At 61.1% G+C, this 22,643-nt stretch carries 24 protein-coding genes; 6 read left to right on the top strand and 18 right to left on the bottom strand.

The window, feature by feature from the left end; translation table 11 throughout:
• Nucleotides 1–8 precede the first annotated feature (8 nt).
• The 3 genes from ACYVM5_RS05810 to queG all read left to right on the top strand — a co-directional run bounded on the left by ACYVM5_RS05810 (nt 9) and on the right by queG (nt 2,684).
• Nucleotides 9–356, top strand: a complete 348-nt coding sequence (locus ACYVM5_RS05810; protein WP_198069910.1) for an HIRAN domain-containing protein — start codon at nt 9–11, stop codon at nt 354–356.
• A gap of 203 nt (nt 357–559) precedes the next feature.
• Entirely contained in the window at nt 560–1,615 is a 1,056-nt protein-coding gene (ruvB, locus tag ACYVM5_RS05805) for a Holliday junction branch migration DNA helicase RuvB (RefSeq protein ID WP_241938400.1), read from the top strand.
• Between the two features lie 139 nt (nt 1,616–1,754).
• Nucleotides 1,755–2,684: an epoxyqueuosine reductase gene (gene queG / locus ACYVM5_RS05800; protein ID WP_460617186.1), complete on the top strand. Its 930-nt coding sequence runs from the start codon at nt 1,755–1,757 to the stop codon at nt 2,682–2,684.
• Between the two features lie 24 nt (nt 2,685–2,708).
• On the opposite strand, the gene ACYVM5_RS05795 is transcribed toward queG, so the two are convergent.
• From ACYVM5_RS05795 to ACYVM5_RS05765, 7 genes are all read right to left on the bottom strand, one after another.
• The gene (locus ACYVM5_RS05795; RefSeq protein ID WP_460617185.1) at nt 2,709–2,915 is read right to left on the bottom strand and encodes a hypothetical protein; all 207 of its coding nucleotides are present in this window, start codon (nt 2,913–2,915) and stop codon (nt 2,709–2,711) included.
• A 211-nt stretch (nt 2,916–3,126) separates the two neighbouring features.
• Nucleotides 3,127–3,978, bottom strand: coding sequence for a ferritin-like domain-containing protein (locus ACYVM5_RS05790; protein WP_460617184.1), 852 nt, complete (start codon nt 3,976–3,978; stop codon nt 3,127–3,129).
• Nucleotides 3,975–4,697 carry a ferritin family protein gene (locus tag ACYVM5_RS05785; RefSeq protein WP_460617183.1) on the bottom strand — a complete coding sequence of 241 codons (723 nt, stop codon included), beginning with the start codon at nt 4,695–4,697 and terminating at the stop codon, nt 3,975–3,977. Before ACYVM5_RS05785 ends, ACYVM5_RS05790 begins: the two co-directional genes overlap by 4 nt.
• Nucleotides 4,698–4,866: 169 nt before the next feature.
• The gene (locus ACYVM5_RS05780) at nt 4,867–5,769 is read right to left on the bottom strand and encodes a ferritin-like domain-containing protein (protein ID WP_460617182.1); all 903 of its coding nucleotides are present in this window, start codon (nt 5,767–5,769) and stop codon (nt 4,867–4,869) included.
• A gap of 27 nt (nt 5,770–5,796) precedes the next feature.
• Nucleotides 5,797–6,546 (bottom strand): ferritin-like domain-containing protein, encoded by a 750-nt coding sequence (locus tag ACYVM5_RS05775; protein ID WP_460617181.1) that lies wholly within the window; start codon nt 6,544–6,546, stop codon nt 5,797–5,799.
• Nucleotides 6,547–6,811: 265 nt separating this feature from the next.
• Nucleotides 6,812–7,705 carry a ferritin-like domain-containing protein gene (locus ACYVM5_RS05770; protein WP_460617180.1) on the bottom strand — a complete coding sequence of 298 codons (894 nt, stop codon included), beginning with the start codon at nt 7,703–7,705 and terminating at the stop codon, nt 6,812–6,814.
• Between the two features lie 34 nt (nt 7,706–7,739).
• Complete coding sequence (locus tag ACYVM5_RS05765) at nt 7,740–8,504, bottom strand: ferritin-like domain-containing protein (RefSeq protein ID WP_460617179.1); 765 nt, start codon at nt 8,502–8,504, stop codon at nt 7,740–7,742.
• Between the two features lie 274 nt (nt 8,505–8,778).
• Between ACYVM5_RS05765 and ACYVM5_RS05760 the strand changes: the two genes are divergently transcribed.
• The 3 genes from ACYVM5_RS05760 to ACYVM5_RS05750 all read left to right on the top strand — a co-directional run bounded on the left by ACYVM5_RS05760 (nt 8,779) and on the right by ACYVM5_RS05750 (nt 12,222).
• Complete coding sequence (locus ACYVM5_RS05760; RefSeq protein ID WP_460617178.1) at nt 8,779–10,320, top strand: BatD family protein; 1,542 nt, start codon at nt 8,779–8,781, stop codon at nt 10,318–10,320.
• A gap of 114 nt (nt 10,321–10,434) precedes the next feature.
• Nucleotides 10,435–11,514 carry a chorismate synthase gene (aroC, locus tag ACYVM5_RS05755; RefSeq protein ID WP_460617177.1) on the top strand — a complete coding sequence of 360 codons (1,080 nt, stop codon included), beginning with the start codon at nt 10,435–10,437 and terminating at the stop codon, nt 11,512–11,514.
• Between the two features lie 105 nt (nt 11,515–11,619).
• The gene (locus ACYVM5_RS05750) at nt 11,620–12,222 is read left to right on the top strand and encodes a NifU family protein (protein ID WP_198069922.1); all 603 of its coding nucleotides are present in this window, start codon (nt 11,620–11,622) and stop codon (nt 12,220–12,222) included.
• Nucleotides 12,223–12,297: 75 nt separating this feature from the next.
• Here ACYVM5_RS05750 and ACYVM5_RS05745 read toward each other — a convergent pair whose 3' ends face one another.
• From ACYVM5_RS05745 to ACYVM5_RS05695, 11 genes are all read right to left on the bottom strand, one after another.
• Nucleotides 12,298–13,215, bottom strand: a complete 918-nt coding sequence (locus ACYVM5_RS05745) for a DUF5777 family beta-barrel protein (RefSeq protein ID WP_460617176.1) — start codon at nt 13,213–13,215, stop codon at nt 12,298–12,300.
• Between the two features lie 41 nt (nt 13,216–13,256).
• A complete protein-coding gene (locus ACYVM5_RS05740; protein ID WP_460617175.1) occupies nt 13,257–13,847 on the bottom strand; it encodes a YceI family protein in 591 nt (196 codons plus the stop codon).
• A gap of 23 nt (nt 13,848–13,870) precedes the next feature.
• On the bottom strand, nt 13,871–14,269 hold the full coding sequence (locus tag ACYVM5_RS05735) for a c-type cytochrome (RefSeq protein ID WP_460617174.1): 399 nt from the start codon (nt 14,267–14,269) through the stop codon (nt 13,871–13,873).
• Between the two features lie 82 nt (nt 14,270–14,351).
• Nucleotides 14,352–15,914, bottom strand: coding sequence for a porin family protein (locus ACYVM5_RS05730; RefSeq protein WP_460617173.1), 1,563 nt, complete (start codon nt 15,912–15,914; stop codon nt 14,352–14,354).
• A complete protein-coding gene (locus ACYVM5_RS05725; RefSeq protein WP_460617172.1) occupies nt 15,901–16,515 on the bottom strand; it encodes an RNA polymerase sigma factor in 615 nt (204 codons plus the stop codon). The genes ACYVM5_RS05730 and ACYVM5_RS05725 overlap by 14 nt, the downstream gene beginning before the upstream one ends.
• A gap of 255 nt (nt 16,516–16,770) precedes the next feature.
• Nucleotides 16,771–19,755: a protein translocase subunit SecD/SecF gene (gene secDF, locus ACYVM5_RS05720; RefSeq protein WP_460617171.1), complete on the bottom strand. Its 2,985-nt coding sequence runs from the start codon at nt 19,753–19,755 to the stop codon at nt 16,771–16,773.
• A gap of 135 nt (nt 19,756–19,890) precedes the next feature.
• On the bottom strand, nt 19,891–20,265 hold the full coding sequence (locus ACYVM5_RS05715) for a hypothetical protein (protein WP_460617170.1): 375 nt from the start codon (nt 20,263–20,265) through the stop codon (nt 19,891–19,893).
• A 122-nt stretch (nt 20,266–20,387) separates the two neighbouring features.
• Entirely contained in the window at nt 20,388–20,765 is a 378-nt protein-coding gene (locus ACYVM5_RS05710; protein WP_460617169.1) for a hypothetical protein, read from the bottom strand.
• A gap of 20 nt (nt 20,766–20,785) precedes the next feature.
• A complete protein-coding gene (locus ACYVM5_RS05705; protein ID WP_460617168.1) occupies nt 20,786–21,247 on the bottom strand; it encodes a DUF4268 domain-containing protein in 462 nt (153 codons plus the stop codon).
• A 145-nt stretch (nt 21,248–21,392) separates the two neighbouring features.
• Nucleotides 21,393–21,773 (bottom strand): hypothetical protein, encoded by a 381-nt coding sequence (locus ACYVM5_RS05700; protein ID WP_460617167.1) that lies wholly within the window; start codon nt 21,771–21,773, stop codon nt 21,393–21,395.
• Between the two features lie 211 nt (nt 21,774–21,984).
• Nucleotides 21,985–22,611 carry a uridine kinase family protein gene (locus tag ACYVM5_RS05695; protein WP_460617166.1) on the bottom strand — a complete coding sequence of 209 codons (627 nt, stop codon included), beginning with the start codon at nt 22,609–22,611 and terminating at the stop codon, nt 21,985–21,987.
• Nucleotides 22,612–22,643: the final 32 nt, after the last annotated feature.

The raw sequence follows: 22,643 nt of genomic DNA, 5'->3' as shown, positions 1-22,643 counted from the left end.
TTGGCCCCATGATGAAAGTCGTCCCTGCTTCCGAACCCCTTGTGCTGCTCGAATGCCTCGTGGCCGGCACTTCGCACCGCCCCAACCTGGAGAAATACGAGCCCAAGCTGAAGGTCGGCCAGGCCCTGCACCTCAGCCGCGAAGCCGATAACCACTACGACGACTGGGCCGTGCAGGTGCACACCGCCCCCGCCACCGACCCCGCCAACGTCTGGCTCGGCTACCTGCCCGAGGGCCGCAATGAGACCGTCGCCCGCCTGCTCGATGCCGGCAAGCACCTCTCGGCCCGCCTCAACCACAAATCCTGGGAGACCGACTGGCTGCACCTCGACATCGAAGTACTGCTGCACGAGTAGGGCGGGGCTCCATCAGGGCTTTTGTCATCCTGAGCGGAGCGAAGGACCTTATCACGCCCGAGCGTTCTGTTCCAACGTGATAAGGTCCTTCGCTGCGCTCAGGATGACAAACGAATTTTTGCCTTCAAAAGGAGCTTTTTTACCCTTGCTTCGGTTACTCATACGCTTAGCAAGCGCCGACCAATCATTTTAGCAATATCATTATGCGCGAAGCCTATCTCACCGGCGGCACCGACGGATTCGATGCCACCGACAAGGACATCGACAAAGCCCTCCGGCCGCTCAGTTTCGACGATTTTACGGGCCAGGACAAGATTCTGGAGAACCTGAAAGTGTTTGTGGCCGCCGCCAAAATGCGCGGCGATGCCCTCGACCACGTGCTGCTGCACGGCCCTCCCGGCCTGGGCAAAACCACTCTCTCGCACATCATTGCCAACGAGCTGGGCTCGGGCATTAAGATGACCAGCGGCCCGGTGCTAGACAAGCCTTCGGACCTCGCCGGCCTGCTCACCAACCTGGAGCCGCACGACGTGCTGTTCATCGACGAAATCCACCGCCTGAACCCCGTGGTGGAAGAATACCTCTATTCGGCGATGGAGGACTACCGCATCGACATCATGCTCGACTCGGGCCCGAATGCCCGCTCGGTGCAGATTTCGCTGTCGCCCTTCACCCTCGTGGGCGCTACCACGCGCTCGGGCATGCTCACGGCCCCGCTACGGGCGCGTTTTGGCATTTCGGCACGCCTCGAATACTACGATTCCAAGCTGCTGACCACCATCGTGCAGCGCTCGGCCGAGATTCTGGGCACGCCCATTCACGAGGACGCGGCCTTCGAAATTGCCCGCCGCTCGCGCGGGACGCCCCGCATTGCCAACAACCTGCTGCGCCGCACCCGCGACTTCGCCCAAATTAAGGGCGATGGCACCATCACGGTCGAAATCGCGCAGTTCGCCCTCAATGCCCTCGACGTGGACGCCCGCGGCCTCGACGACATGGACAAGCGCATCCTGACCACCATCATCGACAAGTTCAAGGGCGGCCCGGTGGGCATCAGCACCATCGCTACGGCTTGCGGCGAAGAAGGCGAAACCATAGAAGAAGTGTACGAGCCATTCCTGATTCAGGAAGGCTACATCAAGCGCACTTCGCGTGGCCGTGAGGCTACCGAGGCGGCTTATCAGCACCTTGGGCGGCTGTTACCAAACCACCTGCGCGGTAACAACGGCGCCAGCTTGTTTGACGAGATAACGTCGTAGCGATTGTAGCGCGGACTTTGTAGTCCACGAATGAATCGTTTAGTCGCGGACTACAAAGTCCGCGCTACAACCCAAACGGAACGCGCCGCCCCCAGCGGCGCGTTTCCTGTTTCTTTGCAGCTCAGTTATCTCGTTGCCCATGCTTCCCCAGTCCCAGTGGGCTCCCTTCATCAAGCGCCGCGCGGCCGAGCTCGGCTTCATGGCCTGCGGCATTTCAAAGGCGGAATTTCTGGAGGAAGAAGCCCCGCGCCTCGAAACCTGGCTCACGCGCCGCATGAACGGCAAGATGGGCTACATGGAAAACCACTTCGACAAGCGCCTCGACCCACGCCTGCTGGTGGACGGCGCGAAATCGGTGATTTCGCTGCTGCTCAACTATTACCCCGCGCCCGAAACCCAGCAGCCCGACGATACCCTCAAAATCAGCAAATACGCCTACGGCCGCGACTACCACTTTGTCATCAAAGACAAGCTGAAAACGCTGCTGGCCGACATGGAAGCCGAAATCGGAGCCATCGGAGGCCGTTGCTTTGTCGATTCGGCGCCGGTGCTGGACAAGGCCTGGGCCAAGAAATCCGGCCTCGGCTGGGTGGGCAAAAACTCGAATCTGATTACGCCCGGCACGGGCTCGTTCTACTTCATCGCCGAGCTGATTGTGGACGTGGAACTGCCCGCCGACGGCCCCATTCGGGACTACTGCGGCACCTGCACCAAGTGCGTGGATGCCTGCCCCACCCAAGCCATAACAGAGCCCTACGTAGTGGATGGCAGCAAGTGCATCAGCTACTTCACCATCGAGCTCAAGGACCAGATTCCGACCGAAGTGGCCGGGCAGTTCGGCAACTGGATATTCGGCTGCGACATCTGCCAGGACGTGTGCCCGTGGAACCGCTTCGCGAAGCCGCACAACGAGCCGCAATTCAACCCCGCGCCCGGCCTGAAGGACCTGACGCCCGGCGACTGGCGCGAAATCACCCACGAATTATTTACGGAGCTGTTCCGTCAGTCGGCCGTGAAGCGCACGGGTTACGAAGGGCTGAAACGCAACATCAGGTTTGTGGCCGAATAGCGCCGGCCCGCGCGGGGGATTTTCCTAGGCCAAGCCGATTTCCGGCGTGGTGCTGGCAAATACCCGTTTCAGTACCCGGCGGTAGAGGCGCACGAATTGCCGGTAGCACCACGTGCGGAAATCGGGCAGTTCGGCAGGCTTTATCATCTTAAGAGCTTTGCGCAATTCTTTCTCAAACAGGGCCTTGTTGAAGCTGACCTTGGTCAGAATCATTTTCATGTAGTCTATCATAGGGTATGAAAAAAGGAAGGTGGAATAGTAAGTAAGAGCCGAGCAGCTTTAATTGTTGAGCTTCGCTGTCAGGTTTTAAAGTTACTATATATACTTAATATTATCACAATCCTTGGAGCTCTTGAAATAGAGCGCGAACTGCCCGAATACGCAAAAAGAGCAGCCAGGGCCACTCTTTTTGGGTAAAAAGCCAAAATTTTATAATCGCGGGTTATACGAACAAATTCAGGGCTGCTTGAGCTACTGCGCTGCTTACGGGCTCATCAAAAGCCTCGGCCAGCGCCGGGTCGTGAATAGCCGTGTTGGTACTGATGAGCAGCAAAGAAGCGAATGGGATTGGCACCCCCGGCGTCACGTACTGAACACCGTTTTCTTCGCCGCCGGTAGCGGCCGTGGTCAGGGCCTGGGCGGCGGCGGGCCGCACGATGGTAGCGTCTTCCTCGCTGGGCCAGTTTTGTACCACCACACCCCGGTCTTTGCGCAGCCCGCGAATGTGGGCCGAGTGCTGGGCCTCCACGGCGTGAATGCGCAGCGCGGCCCGTAGCAGCTGTGAGTCGCTGATGTTAATGGACTGCGTTTGGTAGAGGCGCACGCCCAGGTCTTCCAGCTGTTGGGCCAGTGCCAGAAAGGCATCGAAGTTCGTGAGCACGTTGGGAAATAACTCCGGGTTGGTGGCCACGCCGTGCTTGCCGCTGAAATCGAACTGGGGCAGGGCGGGCACAAGGGCACCGGCATCCTGCAGAGCCTTGAGGAGCAGGGCGGCGTGCTGGGTCTGGTGGACCAGCAGGCGCTGGAAATCGGCCGTTTGCGCCACCGGAATGAGGCCGGTAGCGGCCAGCGCCTGGGAGTAGAGCGCTACCTGCGTGCGCTCGAGCTGGAGCAGCTGCGTCACGGCATCAAACGACGTATCGGCCGGGGCGGCGGCGACGGGCAGGGCAGCGGCCCCCAGCGGCAGAGCCGCTACGGCGGCCCGGCCCAGCTGGGCCAGCAGGGCGCGGCGAGGAGCCGGCGCGGTGGTAGCGGGCGTGGCTGCCAGCTGGTCAAGGATGGAAATCAGCTTCATACAGGAACAGCCAGGCTGGCCACGGAAATAACGTAAGGAGCGAAGTAGGGGGCCAGGGCCGTTATTACTTCGGTAGGTGTTTTGGTGAGCAGCTGGCCGGCGCTGTCCACCACGTCGCTGTTGGCAAAGGAGCCGGGCGTGAGCAGGTCGCGCACGGCCGCGGCCTGGCGGGCCTGCACCGACGACATCTTGAGCAGAATGGTGCGCTGCGGCACGCTGCTGGTGGTGAACAACGTCAGCAGCACCGGGTAAGCAGCCGCCACGAGGTCGGCAACCTGCTGAGCGGCTGCCAGCACACCTGCGCGGGTGCTGAGCGTGAACTTGCTGAGATTGAATACGAAGTCGGTAGGAACCAGCTGCGTAGCGCCCGTCGTGTCGATGAGGTAGCTAATGGTTTTCTGATGCACCACCTCATGGTCGCGCAGGTCGGTAAAAACGGCGCGCTCGGCAGTGGTCAGGTCCGAGGGCGGAGCGTCTACCACTTTCTGGTAGAGCGTAATCTGGGCCAGGGCCAGCAGGTAGGCATAGTACAGCAGGCCGGAGTCGCCGGCTGGCAGGGCCAGTTGGTAAGGGTCGGCAGGGGTGGGGGTGGTGGTAGTGCCCGAGCAGCCGGCCGCAATCAGGGCTACTGAGGCCGCCGAAGCCGCCGAAACCCGTAGAAACACGCGTCGCCCCAGCGACTGCTCCCGCCAAGCGGGCAAAAAAGTGTGGTCAGACATTCGTAAAGTATTCAAGCCAGCCCGCTAACCCGAAAAGCCGGGTTCCAGCCATTACAAAGGTACTCGCTACCCATCCATTGGTTGCAAAGCCCTAAAAAACAAAGCCGGTCCTGCGCGGGGCAGAACCGGCTGGCGGCCGAAAGAGTGCCGCTCAGAGTGTGGTTCTGGCTTAAACCAGCAGCCCGCCGGCGCGGGAAGAGTCCAGTACCTCGGCGGCCTGCAAGGGCTCGTCGAAGGCGGCGGCGGCATCATCAGGCAGGTACGTGGTGCTACCGATGCCCGTGGTGATGAGCAGGGCGAGTTTCGTGCCAGCAGCTCCCTGCTGCAGATTGCTTTCCTGGGGGCTGGGCAGGGCCGGGTTGAAGGTCGGGATGCCGTAGGTGGTGCCGCCGAGGGCGATGGTGGTGCGCGTGCTACTGGCTACACCGCTGGTGTAGGCTGTATTGGTGGCCAAGTCATCGCTGAGGCTCACCCAGGGCTGCTGGCCGCGCATGGTGCGAATGTGCGCCGCGTGCCGGGCTTCGATGGAGTGAATCTGGAGCACCGGCGTAAGCAAATCGGTGCCAATCAGTTCGGCAGCGCGGCCTTTGTAGGCGCGCACGCCGGTGTCTTCCAGCACCTGGGCGTACTTCAGCTGGTCGGCGTAGGTGGCGGGCAGCAAGCTGGGGTTGAAGCGGATACCCGTGGTGGCAGAGCCTGCGACCGGCGTGCCCCCGGCCGCGATGACGGCGTTGCGCAGGTAGGCTACGTGCGCGTCCTCGTGGGTTTTGATGACGGTGATGGCATCGAAGGCCGCACCGGCCGGAATCTGGCCGGCGGCGAGAAACTGGCGGTAAAAGTCGGCTTCGAGCAACTCCAGGGTCAGGGCGTAGTTCAGAATGTCGGTGGGCAGCGAGGCCGTGCCAGCGTAGGCTTTCTGAAACAGAGCGCCCAGAAACAGGGGCGAGGTGGCCATGGCCGCGCGTTGGGCCACGGTGCCCAGCGAGTTGAACACGGCGCGGCGCGAGCTGAAACGGTCCAGTACGTCGGGGTCAGCTTCCGCCAGCAGGTCAATGATGTTGAAAAAATTCATGGCAAAAAAGAAGTCGGAAGAAGAAGATTACTGGCCGATGGTGCTGGCGTCGAGCTTTTGCTCCACGAAGGTTTGCGCGATGGCGAATACGGCGGTTGGCGTCAGCTGCCGGTCGAAGCCAAGCACGTCGGTTCCCTCGTTGGTGGCGAAGGAGCCGGGGGTAATCAGGTCGCGCACGTAGGCGGCGTGCCGCGCCTCGACCGACACAATCTGGCCCGCAATGCCCAGGTACACCGAACCTTTGAAAAGCTTGGCCGCGCCGTTGTAGGCCGCCACGCCCAGGTCTTCGAAGGCCTTGGCAGCATCGAGAATGCCCAGCTTGGTATCGGTGGCGGCCTTCACGCGCTTGGTGAAGTCGATGCTGTCAAATTTCACCGTGAGGTCGGGGATGATGGTGCCGCCAAAGTCGCGGTTGATGGCCGTGCGCAGAAAGTCGCGGTGAATGGCCTCGTGGGTGGCCACTTTGGCAAAATACGGTACTTCGGCCGCCAGCAGGGGCGAGGTAGTGAGGGCGGCCACCTTGGCGTAAAAGGCGGCTTCGAGCTGCTCGAGGGCGTAGGCGTAGTTGAGCACGCTGGCATCGCCGGTGCCGAAGCTGACGTTGGTGGCGGCACTGCTGGGCGTGGTTTCATCCTTCGAACAGCCGGCCAGGGCCAGCGCCGTGGCCCCAGCCGTGGCGCCGGCATACATAAAGAAGGACCGGCGCTTGATGCGTGCCAGCAAGGGCTGCACCGGCTGCAGGCTTTGAGAATCAGTGGGCCGAAGCGTATCGGACATGAGTAAATAGCGTTTGATGAGCAAAAGGAGGGGCAACTGCAAAAGCCATTGGCTTGGGGCCGGGCCGGTGCGAAACCCGCAACCAGCCCATTTTCCCGAAGGCCGAAGCAGATTCGGTTAGAAGATGCCGATACAAAGCTAACTCGTTGCACACCCCGGAAACGAAACCCCGGCCCCGGCGGGTATTATAAACGACAAAGCCGGCCCCGCGTGTGCGGAACCGGCTCTGAAACAATTGCTGCCAAAAAGCAGCTCACTACAGACTCTAAGACAGCAATGCCAAACCACCAGCGCGCGAAGCGTCCAGTATTTCGGCGGCTTGCAGGTACTCGTCGAACGAGGCGGCGGCATCGGCAGCCGTATACTGGTTGGCCAGAGCCGTGGTGATGGCTACGCCCGACTGAGTCGTGTTGTTTTCTACCGGGCTAGCAGCCGAATAAGCAGGAATACCATAGCTGCTGCCCCCGGCGGTAATGGAGGTGGGCGCCGTGCTGCCCGAAGTAAGGCCGCTGGTGTACACGGGATGGGTAGCCAGGTCGTCGGTGGGGCTTACCCAAGGCGTCTGGCTGCGCATGGTGCGGATGTGGGCGGCGTGGCGGGCCTCCACCGAGTGGATTTGCAGCGCCGTAGTCAGCAAATCGGTGCCAATGAGTTCGCCGGCGCGGCCTTTGTAGGCACGCACCCCGGCGTCTTCCAGCAGCTGGGCCACACTCAGGTAACCCGCGTAGGTGTTGGGGATGCCAGCCGGCAAGCCCTTAAAACGAACACCCGTGGTAGCCGTACCAGCTACGGGCTTACCACCCATTTGGTTGATGGCCCCGGTCAGCAGCGTGACGTGGGCATCTTCGTGCTTCTTAATTTGGGCAATGGCATTGGCCGGAGCACCCGTCGGAATAAAGCCGGTGGCGATGAACTGACGGTAGAAGTCGGCTTCCAGCAATTCCAAAGTCAGCGCGTAGTTCAGCACTTCTACCGCAGTGGAGGTAGTGCCGGCGTAGGCCTTTTGGAAAAGCGAGCCAAGAAACAGGGGAGTAGCTGCCAGCGCGGTGCGCTTGGCCATGCTACCGAGGGAATTAAAGACGGAGCGACGCGAATCGAAGCGGCCCATTACGTCGGCGTCTACTTCCGAAAGCTGGTCAATTATTTTGAAGAAATCCATGGCGAAGGAGAATTACGAATGAAGGAAAGGACGCTTAGCTATTAACCCCAACGTAGCTGCCGTCGAGCGTTTCCGTGATGTAAGCTTGGGCAATGGCAAGCACGTCCTTGGGCGTTTTAGAATCGTCCAAGCCAGTGGTGCTGTTCACAATTTCGTCGGCCGCAAACGAGCCAGGCGTAATCAGGTCGCGGATATAAGCGGCGTGACGGGCCTCAACCGATACAATCTGACCGGCGATAACCAGGTAATCAGCCTTCTTTATGAGCTTGCCGGCACCGTTGTAGGCTGCTACGCCCAGGTCCTCAAATGCTTTGGCCGTCGCCAGGATGTTGGTGCGGTCAGTGAACGTTGGGGCAGGGTATTTGGGCGTGAGGCCACGAAGTACCTGGCTGCTAGCGTCGCGGGTGAGGGCTGCCTTGAAGAAATCGCGGTGGATGGCTTCGTGCTTGGCTACCTGCTGGAAGTAGGCAAAATCAGACCCAAGCAGAGTCGAGCCATTAGTCAGTGCTGCCACTTTGCTATAGAAGTCAGCTTCAAGCTGTTCAAGCGCATAAGCAAAATTCAACACGCCCACATCGCCCGAGCCCAGGCTGATGGCACCGCTGGAAGTAACGCTGTTGCCGGCGGGCAGCGACGGAGTAGCGTTGTCAGAGTCTTTCGAGCAACCGGCCAGCACAAGGGCCGTGGCCCCAGCCGTAGCGCCGGCATACATAAAGAACGAACGACGCTTGATGGGAGTGTAGAGCGGCTGAGCGAACGAGGTATCGTCGGAGCCGCGGGGCTGGAGATTGTCAGACATGAGCGTGAAGTGGTTAGGTGGAAATTGGAACCAACGGAGAAGGCAATACAGTCCCGGACGGTGCCAGGAGCCCGTCTGCAATAGAATTAAACCGCAACCGTGTGGGTGATTTGAAAGCAGATACGGCAATTGCTGGGGATAGGGATTGATTATGCCCGTATTTTTTGTTATGGTCCCCGCCGCCGGGTAGCAAATAATGAATTGTGGTTTTAGCCAGAATGGCTGAACCCAGCGTTTTGAGCTACTTTTAGCGGGTGATAATGCGCTAGCGACTATGGGAGGACTTTTTTGGGTATTGGGACTGCTGCCCGGGCTTTGGCTGGCCGAATTGGGCCAGGCCCCACCGGCCACCCCAGCCAAGCCCGGCCAAGCTGCGCCAGCCGCTCAGCCCAAGCCCCCCGCCACCAATCCGGCCGATGTAGAGCTGCTGCCCGGGCCGGCCACGCTGCCCGTCACGGGCATTTTCACGCTGGCTTTCCGGCTGCGCGGGGGCGCGCTCGACAAGTATTCGGAGTTTCCGGAGCTGGAAGGCTTCAAGAAAACCGGCAAAACCAGCACCACCACCACGCGCATCGTGCAGGGCCGGCGCTTTTCCGACCTCACCATCACCCAGCGCTACGTGCCCTACGGCGAGGGCGAAATCGTTATCAAACCCTTTCAAATGACGGTGAACGGGGTGCTGCTGCGCAGCAAGGCCGCCACTGTGCGGGTGGGCCCGGCCGCCCCGCCCAACCCCAGCTCCATTACGAAACCGGTGAATCCCACCGCGCCGCTACAAGCCGTGGGCGACCTCGACAAAATGTTTGGCAAGCCCAAGCCGGTGCTGTATGAAGAGCGTGCCGACCACGCCTTCCTGGCCGTGCTGGCCGACCGGCCGCGCGTGTATGTGGGCGAAGGCGTGCGCGTGGGGCTGTATTTCTACCTCAAGCCCGAAGACCAGGCCCTGCTGGCTTTCCACGATTTTACCGACCAGCTGCCACCGCTGCTGCACGAGCTGCACCAGCCCACCGCCTGGCAGGAACCCGGCCCCGAACCCAGCGTGACGCCCGACACCGCGCGCCACCTGGGCCAGAAGTACCTGCGCTTCCGGCTGGCCGAAAACCTCTACTACCCCCTCACGGCCCAGCCCCTGCGCTTCCCGCCCCTGGCCCTGACGATGGTGAAATTCAAGCTCCTGAAAAAGCCCGAGCCCGGCCAGGACAACCGCCTGGCGGGCTACAAAACCTACACCGCGCCCGGCCTGGCGGTGGCCGTGCAGCCGCTGCCTCCGGCCACGCCCGGCGGCCCCGTGGCCGTGGGCCGGTTCGAGTTGCAGGAAGCCATCAGCCGGACAAAGTTTCGGGTGGGCGAGTCGTTCACGTACACCTTTGGCGTGGCGGGGCAGGGCAACCTGGCGGCAGTGCTGGCCCCGACGGTGGCTGCCTGGCCCGGGCTCGACGTGTACGGCCCCGACGTGCGTGAGGAGCCTGCGCCGGGCGGCGGGCGCAAGCTGTTCCGGTACCGGCTGGTGGCCCGGCGGCCCGGCGTACTGCCCCTGGACAGCCTGTTGCACCTAACGGTGTTTAACCCCACCACGGGCCGCTACGACGTGCTGCGGCCCGGCTTGCGCCCCCTGGTGCAGGGCGTGGTGGCCGCCGCGGAGCCATTGGCCCGGCCTGCGGACGACCCTTTCTACGGTCCGGCGCTGGCCGGGGCCGACACCACCATGCAGGCGCTGGACGTGTACCGCGACGTGCGCCGCTACGCCGACTGGCTGCTCATCGGGCTGGCGGGCGTGGCGGCCTTTGGCTGGTGGCGGGCCGGGCGGCGGGCGTAGTTTTGTCAGTGGTTAACGGTTAGTGATAAATGGTTAATCTGTGTGTTTCTGAGTCAGGACCGCGCTTCCAATAACATTAACCGCTAACCATTAAGCATTAATCAATAATAACTTATGTCCAATACTTTCGGCTCCCTCTTTCGCATCACCACCTTTGGCGAGTCGCACGGGGCGGGCATCGGCGTGATTATCGACGGCTGCCCGGCGGGCGTGGTCGTGGATGCCGCCCACATTCAGGCCGCGCTCGACCGGCGCCGGCCTGGTCAGTCCGACCTCACCACGCCGCGCAAGGAAGCTGATACCGTGCACATTCAGTCGGGCCTGTTCGAGGGCGTGACCACCGGGACGCCCATTAGCCTGTTTATCCCCAACGCCGACCAGCGCTCCGACGACTACTCGCACATCGCGCACGCCTACCGCGCCAGCCACGCCGACTACACCTACGACGCCAAGTACGGCCGCCGCGACTATCGCGGCGGCGGCCGCAGCTCGGCCCGCGAAACGGCCGCCCGCGTGGCCGCCGGGGCCGTGGCGGCAAAACTGCTGGCCCATTTCGGCATTGAAACGGTAGCCTACGTTTCGGCTGTGGGCGAGGTAGAAGTGCCCGTGGGCTATGAATTGCTGGATTTGAACCTCATCGACAGCAACCTGGTGCGCTGCCCGCATCCCGAAACCGCCGCCCTGATGGAAGCCCGCATCCGGGCCGCGCAGGCCGCGCACGACACCGTGGGCGGCGTGATTACGGGCGTGGCGCGCCACGTGCCTGCCGGCCTCGGTGAGCCGGTATTTGACAAGCTGCCGGCCCTGCTGGGCCAGGCCATGCTTAGCATCAATGCGGTGAAGGGCTTTGAGATTGGCTCCGGTTTTGAGGGGACGAAACTGCCCGGCTCGCAGCACAACGACGAGTTTTACACCGATGCCGTGGGGGCCGTGCGCACCCGCACCAACCACAGCGGCGGCAGCCAGGGCGGCATCTCCAATGGTCAGGATATTTATTTCCGGGTGGCCTTCAAGCCCGTGGCTACGCTGCTGCAGCCCCAGCAAACCATCAACGACCAGGGCGAGGCCATCACGCTGGTGGGCCGGGGCCGCCACGATGCCTGCGTGCTGCCCCGCGCCGTGCCCATCGTGGAAGCCATGACGCAACTCGTGCTGGCCGATTTGCTGCTGCGCGCCCGCGCCAACCGGGTATAACTGAAATGATGTAGGTACATTTGCAACCTCCGCCACCCCATTGTGGTTGTACCTTTGCAGCTGCCGCCACGGTGGCGCTTCCCCCTGATTTTAAGCCCCGAAACTATGTCTGCTGTTTCCATTTATGCCGAAGCCTCTCCCAATCCGGAGAGCATGAAATTCGTCCTCAACCAAAACCTGCTGGTGGATGGTGTGAGCGTGGACTACCCCAATCTCGAAGCCGCCGCCAACTCGCCGCTGGCGCAGGAGCTTTTCGGGTTCGATTACGTGGGCCGCGTGTTCATCGCCCAGAACTTCGTCACCGTCACCAAATCCCAGCCCGAGCTGGCCTGGACCCAGCTCATTCCCGAGTTGCGCCAGTTCCTGAAAAGCTACGTAGAGGCCGGTGGCCCCATTTTCCTGGTCGACCCCGCCGCTGAGCAGAAGGCCGCGCAGGCCGCCACCGCCGGCGACCCTACCCAGCAGGAAGGCCAGATTGCCCAGAAAGTCATCGACCTACTCGATAACTACGTGCGCCCCGCCGTGGAGCAGGATGGTGGCAACATCACCTTCAAAAGCTACCACGAAGGCATCGTGACCGTGAACCTGCAAGGCTCGTGCTCGGGCTGCCCCTCGGCTACGGTTACTCTAAAATCGGGCATCGAAAACCTGCTCAAGCGCATGGTGCCCGAAGTGCAAAGCGTCGTAGCCGAAGGCATTACAGTATAATTGCACATAATTCAACGACATCAAAAAGGCCCGCCTGATAATTCAGGCGGGCCTTTTTGATTGTTTAATACCAAGCTATTTCAGCTGCGACTTGACGGTGAAATTCCGCGCCACCGTGAAGCCGAAGTAGATGTCGCCCTTGAAGAAATCGCCGCTGGTTTGAGGCACGAAGAACTTCTCCGTCATGCCCTGGGCGTTGGTGACGTGCAGCTGGAAGACGTGGCCGCCGGTTTCGATGTCGAACCCCGCGCCGAGGGCGTTGCGGAAATTATCCGCCGCGTAGCCGGGCAGCACGTAGAAATAATCGGCCGTAAGGGCAATGCGCTTGGTGAGCTTCTGGCGCAGGCCCCCGCCGATGGAATACACGTCGTTCTGCATCCCGGCCAGCGGCACGTAGTTGCGGTGAATGAGCGTGGGCATGAGCTGCAACGACAGGCCCGAGCTAACCTTGCGGGCAATGAGTACCTGGTAGGTATAGTCGAGGCGCGACGCCGTGGTGCGTTCCGTGAGCAGGGTGCCAAACTTGAGCGTGGTGATGGCCGCCGACCCAAACAGCGTGACCGATACCGGCATGGGCCGCGACCCGCTGGTTTGCCGCAAGGCCCGGTATTTCACGAAGCCGTCGAAGGTTTTTTCGATGTTGCTGCGGCCGATGCCCACGGCCAGCCGGTTGGTCAGGCCGTACTCGAAGCTCAGGCGCAGCACGGCCTGGTCGAGGCCGAAAAAGTTATACGCGCCGCTGTTCAGGGTGCCGAAGCGGTGCTGAATAAGGAAGGCCAGCGTGCCCTGTCCCGGGGTTTCGACCGACTGCGAATTGATGATGTGCGTGCCCTTGAACGTGGCGGCCACCACCTCGCGCTTGGTCGAGTCGGCGGTTTGTCTTTCGAGGTCCTGCAGCAGGTCGGTTTGGGCGCGGGCGGGGCTGGCCAATGCCAGCAACCCGGCCACCAACAAGCCCAGGAAGCCACGGGAAGGGTAAAGATTTTGAGTCATAAGGGAAGCAGGAAAGAAAGCGAAGAACAGAACGACGGCAACTAGCGTGGCGCGGTGGTGGCACCCACGGCTCCCGCCACGGGGTCGCAGGAGAGGGCCACGCGCACGGTCACGACCTTGGCAATGTTGTTGCGCACCAGCAGCGGAATTTCAATGTTATAGTCGGCCGAAGCCACCGGAAAGGTAGCAAAGGCCATCAGTTGGCCGCCTTTCAGTTCCACACTGGCCGGCACCTGGATGTGGTGCGTCACGCCGTGCAGGGTGAGGTCGCCTTCTACCTGCACGTTGTGCGGGCCGGCAGTGGGCAGCGTAGCGGCATCAAACCCCACGAACCGCCCCGTGAAGGTGGCTTTGGGAAATTTGTCCGACTCCATGTAGTTCTCATTGAAGTGCTCCTGCATGAGCGTGCGCCGGAACACAAAGCTCTTGATGGGCACGGAGAAGGCCAGCTGGCTGGTCCCAAAATCGAGAATGGCGGCCGTTTGCTGGCTTTTGGCTTCGATGTCCTCAATCGGGGTGGCCGAAAAGAACGACACACGCCCCGTTTTGGTCATGTACTTGCTCTGCGCCTGGGCACCCGCGAGCGCCGAGAACAACAGGCAGACTGATAGCAGAAATAAGGAGCGTTTCATAGCAAGGAGGGGAGGAAGTGGGGTTACTGGGGTTTGCCCTTGGCATACCAGGCTTCGATGCGGGCAATGTCGCAGTCCGAAATCTTGCCGCCGTCCTTGGGCATAAAATCGTAGCCGGGGGAATGCTTGATGGAGCCCAGCAGGATGCCCTGTGGGTAGCTACTGATGGCCGCGTAGCTGCTGAAATCGTTGCCGCCGCCCAGCGTGGCGTACACCGCCGCGCCGTGGCAGCGGCGGCAGTTGGCTTCGAAAATGGGGGAAATGACTCCGGCGTAGGTGATGGTTTCGCTGGGCACGTCGCAGGCCGGAGCGGGGTCGCCGTGCGAGTACGTGCAGCTGGCCGCCAGGCCCAGCAGCGCCGTGGCCACGGCGCTCAGCAAAGCCGGCCGGATAAATGCAGAATAAGGGGCGGGAAAGGGCATGCCAAAAAAGGACAAAGTTGAAACAACGAAAAGTGAGGTGATTTTGGGCCAGTACAGTACAAGCCCCAGACGGCCCCGGTGGCTAGAAACCGTACTTCAGCCCGAAGAACACGCCGCCACTGGTCAGGCGCACTTTGCCGGCCCCCACGCCGCCCAGAGGCAGTTTGGCGTAGGGCTCGGCCTGCACGCGCCAGTGGGGGCCGAAGCTGTGCTCGTAGCCAAGCGACAGATTGAGCACGCTGAACAGGTGCTGGTTCTCGTTCACGTAGCTGCGCTCCCAGAGGTAAGTCGAGTTGTTCTCGGTGTAGTCGTAGCTGTACCGCTCGCGCTGCATAAAAAACGACGACAAACCTGCAGCGCCAAACAGCCGCGCCTGCGGCCGCACCACGACATCGTAGCGCAGGTTCAGTGGGACGTCGAGCACCGTGCAGGCACCGTCGACCCAATAGAAATTGCGCGTAGTCGCTTTCGGATAAGCGCTCCAGTCGTAGTCTTCGCGGCGGGCATAGTATTCTTTGTTGACGCGCAGCAGGCCGGTGCTCACGAGTAGCCGGTTGGTAAGGCGGTATTCCAGCACCACGCCAACATTCAGTTTAGGGCGCTCTACGTCCACAAATTTTACCGTGCTCAGGTCCGGCGCAGCCACCAGCCCAACATAGAAACGGGGCTGCCGAAGCGGTGGTACGGGCAAGCTGGCGGGCACCGTGGCGGCCGCCAGCAGCGGGGCGGGCAGGCCAGCCGTAGCAGCTACCGCAAGCCGGGTCGCAATGGGCGCAAGCGGCGCAACCGCTGCGGAAGTCTCAGCGGCCGTTTCCGGTGCCGCATCAACTGGCGTTGCCGCGCCGGAAACGGTTGCCCGGCTCAGCAAAGGCAGTGAGCTTTCGCGCTGCTGCCGGCCCAAAGCAACGGCTGCCGTAGTGGCTGCGGCCGGGGCTGCGGCGTGCCCAGCAGTACTGCCCACCGCCGGCTGTTGGCCAGGAGAGTCAGCAACAGAAGGGGCGATGGCACTGGCTTTCCGCGTTACTGCGGGTGCTGGTGTTTCGGCCGCGCTGCGCTCATAGCCGCGGGCTCGCTGGGCTTTGCGGGAGGCGAAACCAGCCAGATAGGTCGGCCGAAGCGCGGCCTGGGTGCGCCGCCGGTGGGCAACTGCCGTTGTAGGTGCAGGAGCCGATGTGGCTGCAACCGGCGCGGTGCTGGCGGTAGCCGAATGCACCACCGGTTGTAAAGGTGATGTTTCTGGGGCGGTCGCCGTGGGAGTGGCTGGAGTGCTAATGCTTGCTTCAGTATTACGTGCGTTTTTACTTGCTGCTGTCGCGGCGCTGGCAACGTCCGGTTGGCCTGCGGCCTGCTGGTTCGAGCCATACTCAGGCGTTGTGCTGCCAGCGGCCGCCATCGATTTCGAAGACTTTTTTGCTACCTGGCTGGGCTGGGTTGGCCACAGCATCCAGCCCAACCCAATCAGCAGCACCACGGCCACTTCGGCCACAAAAAACTTCCACACCCGCCGCCGGACGGCGCGCTCAATCACGGCCTTGTCCAGCTCGGTTTCCAGCCGCAGCCAGGCATCCAGCGGGAAAGGTGTCGGTTCCGGCTCCGGCGGGTTCAGCCGTTGGAACGCGTTATCTATATCGTTATCGGACCACATATCGAACAGTTGAAGCAGTAGTAACCTGGGCCAGCATGGCCCGCAAATGGGCCCGGGCTTTAAATAAATTAGACTTGGAAGTGCCCACGGAGATGTGCAGCTGCTCGGCAATTTCCTCGTGGCCGAAACCGTCAATCACGTTCAGATTGAACACCGCCCGGTACGCCGGTGGCAGGCGTTGCACCAGCGCCAGGAGCTCGTCGTAGCTCAGCGAGTCGAGGGGCGTGGCACCCTGGTCGGCCTGGTTCAGGGTAGCATCGTCGAGTTCCTGCTGGTGCTGGTGGCGCTCGTTGGCGCGGTAGTGGTCGATGGCCGTGTGAATCATAATGCGCTTGAGCCAGCCCCGGAACGAGCCCAGCACATCATCGGGGTGGCGCGTGGCATCGAAGCGATACAGGTCGCGGAATACTTTCACGAAGCCGTCGTTGGCCGCCTCCAGGGCCTGGTCACGGTCGCGGGCATAGCGCAGGCAAATGCCCATCGCGAAGCCATGGAACTGGCCATAGAGCCGACGTTGGGCCACCCGCTCCTGTCGCACGCAGGCAGCCAGCAGCTCGGACAGCGGTGGTGGGGCAGAATTAGGTGGGGAAATGTGCAGCATCGATGGCAGGTAGCAGGCTTCTTATTAGACCACTCGGAAGGTAGCGAAAAAGGGTTGCCCGGACCACGAATTCGTTCGGGTTTTTCGGATTTCACAGATTTCGTAGACGATTTGCCAACTGTCAAATTGGGTATTTCTCAACCTGCCGGACATGAAAAAAGGCCGCCCATTGGGCGGCCTTTTAACAAACTTTCAACTCGGATTAACTTGTCCACAAAATCCGTGAAATCCGAAAAATCCGAGCGAATCCGTGGTCTAGACGTTGGCCGTGCTCAGCTTGGGCGCGTCGCCGGGCAGGCCGGTCACGTCCTCGCCAGCAGCCTTGCGCTCACGCTCCTCTTTCTTGCCGTAGGTGTCGAGGATAATCGGAGTGGCGATGAACAGCGACGAGTAAGTGCCGAAAATCACGCCGATAATCATGGCGAAAGAGAACGAGCGGAGGGTTTCACCACCGAACACGTACATCACGAACACCACCAGGAACACCGTGGTGAACGTAATCATGGTGCGCGAGAAGGTCGAGTTCAGGGCCGGGTTCACCACCTGGGCGAAGGTCAGCTTGGGGTTCTCGCGCAGGTACTCGCGGATACGGTCGTAGATAACCACCGTGTCGTTCATCGAGAAGCCGATAACCGTGAGCAGCGCGGCCACGAAAATCTGGTCCATCTCGTAGTTCAGGCCGAAGAGGCGGGCAATCGGGAAGGCGGCAATCACGAGCAGGGCATCGTGGAACAGCGCGACCACGGCGGCCATCGAGTACTGCCAGCGCTCGAAGCGGAACAACACGTACACGAAGATGCCCAGCAGCGTGAGGCCCAGCGAGAGCACCGAAGTGCGCTTGATGTCGTCGGCGATGGTGGCACCTACTTTCGAGGTCGATTTGATAACCGGGGCGTCGGCGCTGTAGGCTTGCAGGCCTTGGTTGAGGGCGGCTACTACTTTGGCATCGGCGGCGGGGCTTTCATCCTCGGCTAGGTAGCCGGTGGTGATGCGCAGGCGGTCGGGCGCGCCGTACTGCTTCACTTCGAGGCCGGCATCCTGGAACGAAGGGCGAATTTTATCAGCCACGTCGGAGGCTACCATCGTTTTGTTGAAATCAACCACATAGGCGCGACCGCCTTTGAAGTCCACACCCAGGTTCGGGCCGCCCTGCACGTACATCAGCACGAAGCCGAGGATGATGAAAGCCGCCGAGAACGTGTAGGCAATTTTGCGCTTGCCCACGATGTCGAAGTTCAGGTTCTTGAACAGGTTACGCGAAATCACGGTGCTGAAGGTCATCGGGTGGTTCTCGTTGCCCTTCACCATCCACTCGATGATGAGGCGCGACACGAACACAGCCGACAGGAACGAAGTCAGTACACCAATGCCGAGCGTCACGGCGAAGCTCTGCACCGGACCCGTGCCGAAGAAGCCGAGAATCACGGCAATCAGCATGGTCGTCACGTTCGAGTCAAAAATGGCCGAGAAGGCACGCGAGTAGCCTTTGTTGATGGCATCGGTGAGGATGAGGCCGTGGTCCAATTCTTCCCGAATCCGTTCGAAAATCAGTACGTTGGCATCCACCGAGGTCCCCATCACCAGAATCAGACCGGCGATGCCGGGCAGCGTGAGGGCCGTACCGAACTGCGCCAGCACGCCCAGAATCAGGAAGATGTTGAAGAGCAGCGCGATGTCGGCCACGATACCGGCACGGCCATAGTAGAAGGCCATGAACAGCATGATAATCACCACGCCGGCCAGCGACGAGTACAGTCCCTGGTTGATGGCTTCCTTGCCGAGCGACGGACCTACTACGGCCTCTTCCACGATGCGCGTGGGAGCGGGCAACTTACCGGCTTTCAGCTGGTTGGCTAGGTCCTGAGTGTCTTCCACGGCGAAGCTGCCGGTGATGCTGGTGCCACCGCCCGAAATCTCGCTCTGCACCACGGGGGCCGAGCACACGTAGTTATCCAGCACCATGGCCACCTGCTTGCCGATGTTGGCGGCGGTCATTTTCTGCCACTTGCGGGCGCCCGAGGGCGTCATGCTCATCAGCACTTCGGGCTGGCCGTTCTGGCCGAGGTCGGCGCGGGCATCGCTCACTACTTCGCCGCCCAGGGGGGGCACGCCGTCGCGGGTTTTGCGCACCGGAATCAGCTCCAGGTACTCCTGCTTGTCGATGGTGGTGGGCTTCAGGCTCCAGAGCAGGGCCAGGGTGGGGGGCAGGGTCGCCTTGGCTTCGGCCGAGCTCAGGATTTTGTTCATCGCTGAGGTGTCGCGCAGGTTCACGCCCAGGCGGCCGGGCATGGTGAAGAGCTTGGCGAGGGCACCGCCCTTGTTTGCAGCCGAGGAGTCAGCGGCCGATTTGCCGGTTTTGTCTTTCTTGGCAAGCTGGGCAGCCAGCGAAGTCGAGTCGCCAGCGGCGGCAGTAGCGGTAGTATCAGTGGTTGCAGCGGCGGGGCCGGCTTTCGCAACAGCATCTTTGGCTTGCAGCTGCTTGTCGAGGGCCACCAGGTAGGGGCCGATTTCGTTCTGGTTCCACACTTCCCAGAACTCCAGTTTGGCCTGGCCTTGCAGCAGTTTGCGCACGCGGTCGGGGTTGTCCACGCCGGGCAATTCGATTTGCAGACGGCCAGTGCCTTTCACGCGCTGGATGCTGGGCTGGTTCACGCCGAACTTATCGACGCGGGTGCGCAGGATGTTGAACGAGCGGTCGATGGCTTCCTCAACTTCTTTGTCAATCGCGCCAATCACCTTCTCGTTCGAGGAGTTGATGTCGATGTTGCGGCTCTTGTTCGTGGTGTTAGCGAAGATGCTGGCCAGCGGCTTACCGGCGGCGTTCTGCTGCCAGGCCTGGGCGAACAGGGCCGTGAACGGCGTACCGGAGTTGGTTTTCTGGGCTTCCTGGGCATCGGCCAGCGACTTATTGAAAGCCGGGTCTTTGCTGTTGCCGCTCATGGCGCGCACAATTTCCACCGGCGAAACTTCCAGCGTTACGTGCATGCCGCCTTTCAGGTCAAGGCCGAGGCCGAGCTCGCTCTGGCGTACCTCGCGGTAGGTGAAGGGGCCGAATACCGGCGCGCGCCACACCGAGTCAAGGTAGTGCTGGCGCTGGCCTTCGTCGAGCTTGCCGTTTTTGGTGGCATATGCCACGGCCTTCTGCTGCACCCCGCGCGAGACGTAGGTGAAGAAGAGGAAATACGCGCACAACGCCGTGACGACGAGGGTGAGCGCGATGATTAATCCTTTGTTACGCATTGTAAAATCAGTTATCAGTTAACAATTATCAGTGAGCAATGAGAGCGGATGAATGGCATGCAAGCAGGCATCAGCCAACAATCCTGGGCCATGCCCACGAACTGCTAACTGTTCACTGCTAACTGCCAACTGAAACTAGGGGGCCTGCGGCGACAGTGCCACGGCCAGCAGCCGCGCCCGGAAAATCTCGCCGGCGCGAATGCCCGCCAACAGGCGCGGGGCGGCCAGCTGCCAGCGCAGCGTAGGCAGCCACATGATGGCAGTGGCCGGCAGTGGCAGCCAGGCCGTGCCCAGCGGAGCTACAAAATGCTTGACCGTGCCAGTGGCTTCGAGCAGCACTTTTTGCTTGACGACGGTGGCGCGGGTGGGCGCAGCCCAGCGCGTTTCGGCCTTGCCCACGGGGCGCAATACGCTCACCGCCCGCTGGTTCAGGCCCAGCACCAGCAGCACCGTGGCAGCAAGCCAGGCGAAGCGGAGCGAAAACCAAAAACGAGCAAGCAGTTGGGACATGGCGGCAAACGGGGTCTGCAAAGATACCAATTTGGCGCGAATGGGCGCAAGGGGGCGCTTGCTGCTCCAAAAGCTGCCTTATCAACCCGGAATTAGGCTTGCAAAACAGCAGTCAAGCGCGTCTATTGGCCGGCGGCGGCCGGCGGGCATACCCACCGCGATAGGTGCTTACCCCGCCGCACGGTCAACTCAACGGAATTGGGCTGCTTACTGATGGAGTCGCCGACGTGCAGATATTGGTTCAGGCTGCCACCGTCCGGCTGGAGTCGCTCCTGGCCTACTGCCGGCGTGAAGGCGTCGAAGTCGTACCGGGTGGTCGTCTTGTTGTTCAGAAAAAAAGAATAGGAGTCCCGGACATGAACAGTACCGCTGACGCGGCCTTTCAGGGCCGTATCGTTGATTACTTCCATGAGCGGAAAGCGTTGCCGGATGCCGTATGAAACCCCGACGTAGGCCAAGAGCGCTACCACGCCCAGCGCAAGAATAATTTTGGTAGACATGGCGGCAATATAACGTCCGCTTACTTCAGCGCCTCAAACGAATACTGCGCATCGGTCCAGAACGCATCCAACGCGATGAGGCGGGGCTTGAAGAATGAAATCAGCGCCGGCCAGTCGTCGCGGCTGAACAGGTTCACGCCGGGCAAGTCCTGATAAATGCGGCTCAGCGGCTGGCCCTGGGCGTCGGTGGCATCGGCCTCCCAGGTCCAGGTTTCGCCCAGGGTTTCGTTCAGCAGCGTTTTCAATTCCAGAAATTGCTCCCAGAATAGCTCGCGGATGCCCGCGTCGGGGTGCGTGAGCTCGATGGCAATGCTGGCCTGCCGCTTATCGGCCTGCATCCGGAAATACACGTTCTTCAGGCCCGTCTTGTAGTTTATCCAGTTGGTGGTGTCGCCCTCGGCCGAAGGAATCGGGGCCATGTATTGCCCAAAAGTCGTCCAGAACGCCTGGCGCAATTGGGTGATTTCTGCTTTGCTATACATTCGATGGAGTAAGGACAAAAAAGAGCGTCATGCTGAGTGCAGCCGAAGTATCCCGCGTGCAATAGTAAATGAATTACTCACGCAGTAAAGATGCTTCTGCTGCGCTCAGCATGACGCGCCGCCATTGTGGCTGCCCAATCTGGGCCTACAGTGGTGTGGCCCACCAGCCGGCTTCGTTGTTCTGAATGGCCACGCCACCGGCGTTGTGGTAATACTCCTGCACGCACTCCCGGAAGCCCGGATTGTAAGTGCTGGCAAAGCATACGGCGTGGTCGGCGGTGGGCAGTGGGCCGGTGTGCACGGCGAATACGCTGCCGCGCTCGGCCTTGGTGATGATGAGGTAGGTGGTGTCGGTGAGCTTGCGGGTTGAGGCTTCGAACGCCTCGTCATACTCCTTATCGGGCGTCACGGCCACGCGTAGTGCGGCGTTTCCCGGCGGGTGTTGCAGCACGCCGGACTGGCCGTTTTTGTCACAGCTGGTCAACCCCGCCACTGCCAAAGCCACTAAGTAAAAAGAGCCTTTCATCGTTGTAGAAATAGGGTGTAAAAGAGGGTTATACGGAACAATTCAGCGTTGGGCCACCCCGAACCGGGCAACCGCAAGAGTGAATCTTGGGTCCAATATAATCTATTTTAACTGCTACTTTGATGAAGTTGGCAAAAAGATGAAACGGCTTTGGCCGGCCGCAGCTATGCAGAGCGGCCGGCCAAAGCCGTTTTAATCCGCGCAAACTACCTTATTCTTCCGCGTTCACCTTGGTGCGGAGGAAGCCCACCAGCACCTCCAATCCGCGCTCAAAATGGCGGTTATTGGGTATCACGATGTCGGCGTAGTGCTTGTAGGGCGCGATGAACTGCTCGTAGGTGGGCGCTACGTGGTGGGTGTAGCGATAGAGCACATCGGCCAGGTCGTAGCCCCGCTCGTCGCGGTCGCGGATGATGCGGCGATGCAGCTTCACATGCTCCTGGGCATCGATGTATACTTTCAGGTTGAGCAGTTTGGCGATTTCCTCGAAGTGAAACACGAAGATGCCCTCCACTACCACAATGGGCGCGGGCCGGAACACTAGCTCCTGCGGCGTTACGGCAGCGTTATTGAAGGTGTATTCCTTGCGGCGCACCTCGTTGCCCTGGCTGATGCTGAGCACATCGGCGGCATAAGCGGCGGCGTCGATGCTGGCGGGCAGGTCGAAGTTTTCCACCCCCATGTCGTCGCGCAGCTGTTTTTCGCGTGGGTGATAGTAGTTGTCCTGTGAGATAAGACAAATCTGTTCCTCCGGGAATGCTTCCAGCAACCGGCGCAGGAAGGTGGTTTTGCCAGAGGCGCTGCCGCCGGTAATGCCAATTAAGTAGGGGGTCTGCATAGCAGGCAAAGGTAGCAGGGTGAAATGAGATA

Source organism: Hymenobacter ruber, assembly GCF_054783255.1.
This window is presented reverse-complemented; position numbering and strand designations above follow the sequence as displayed.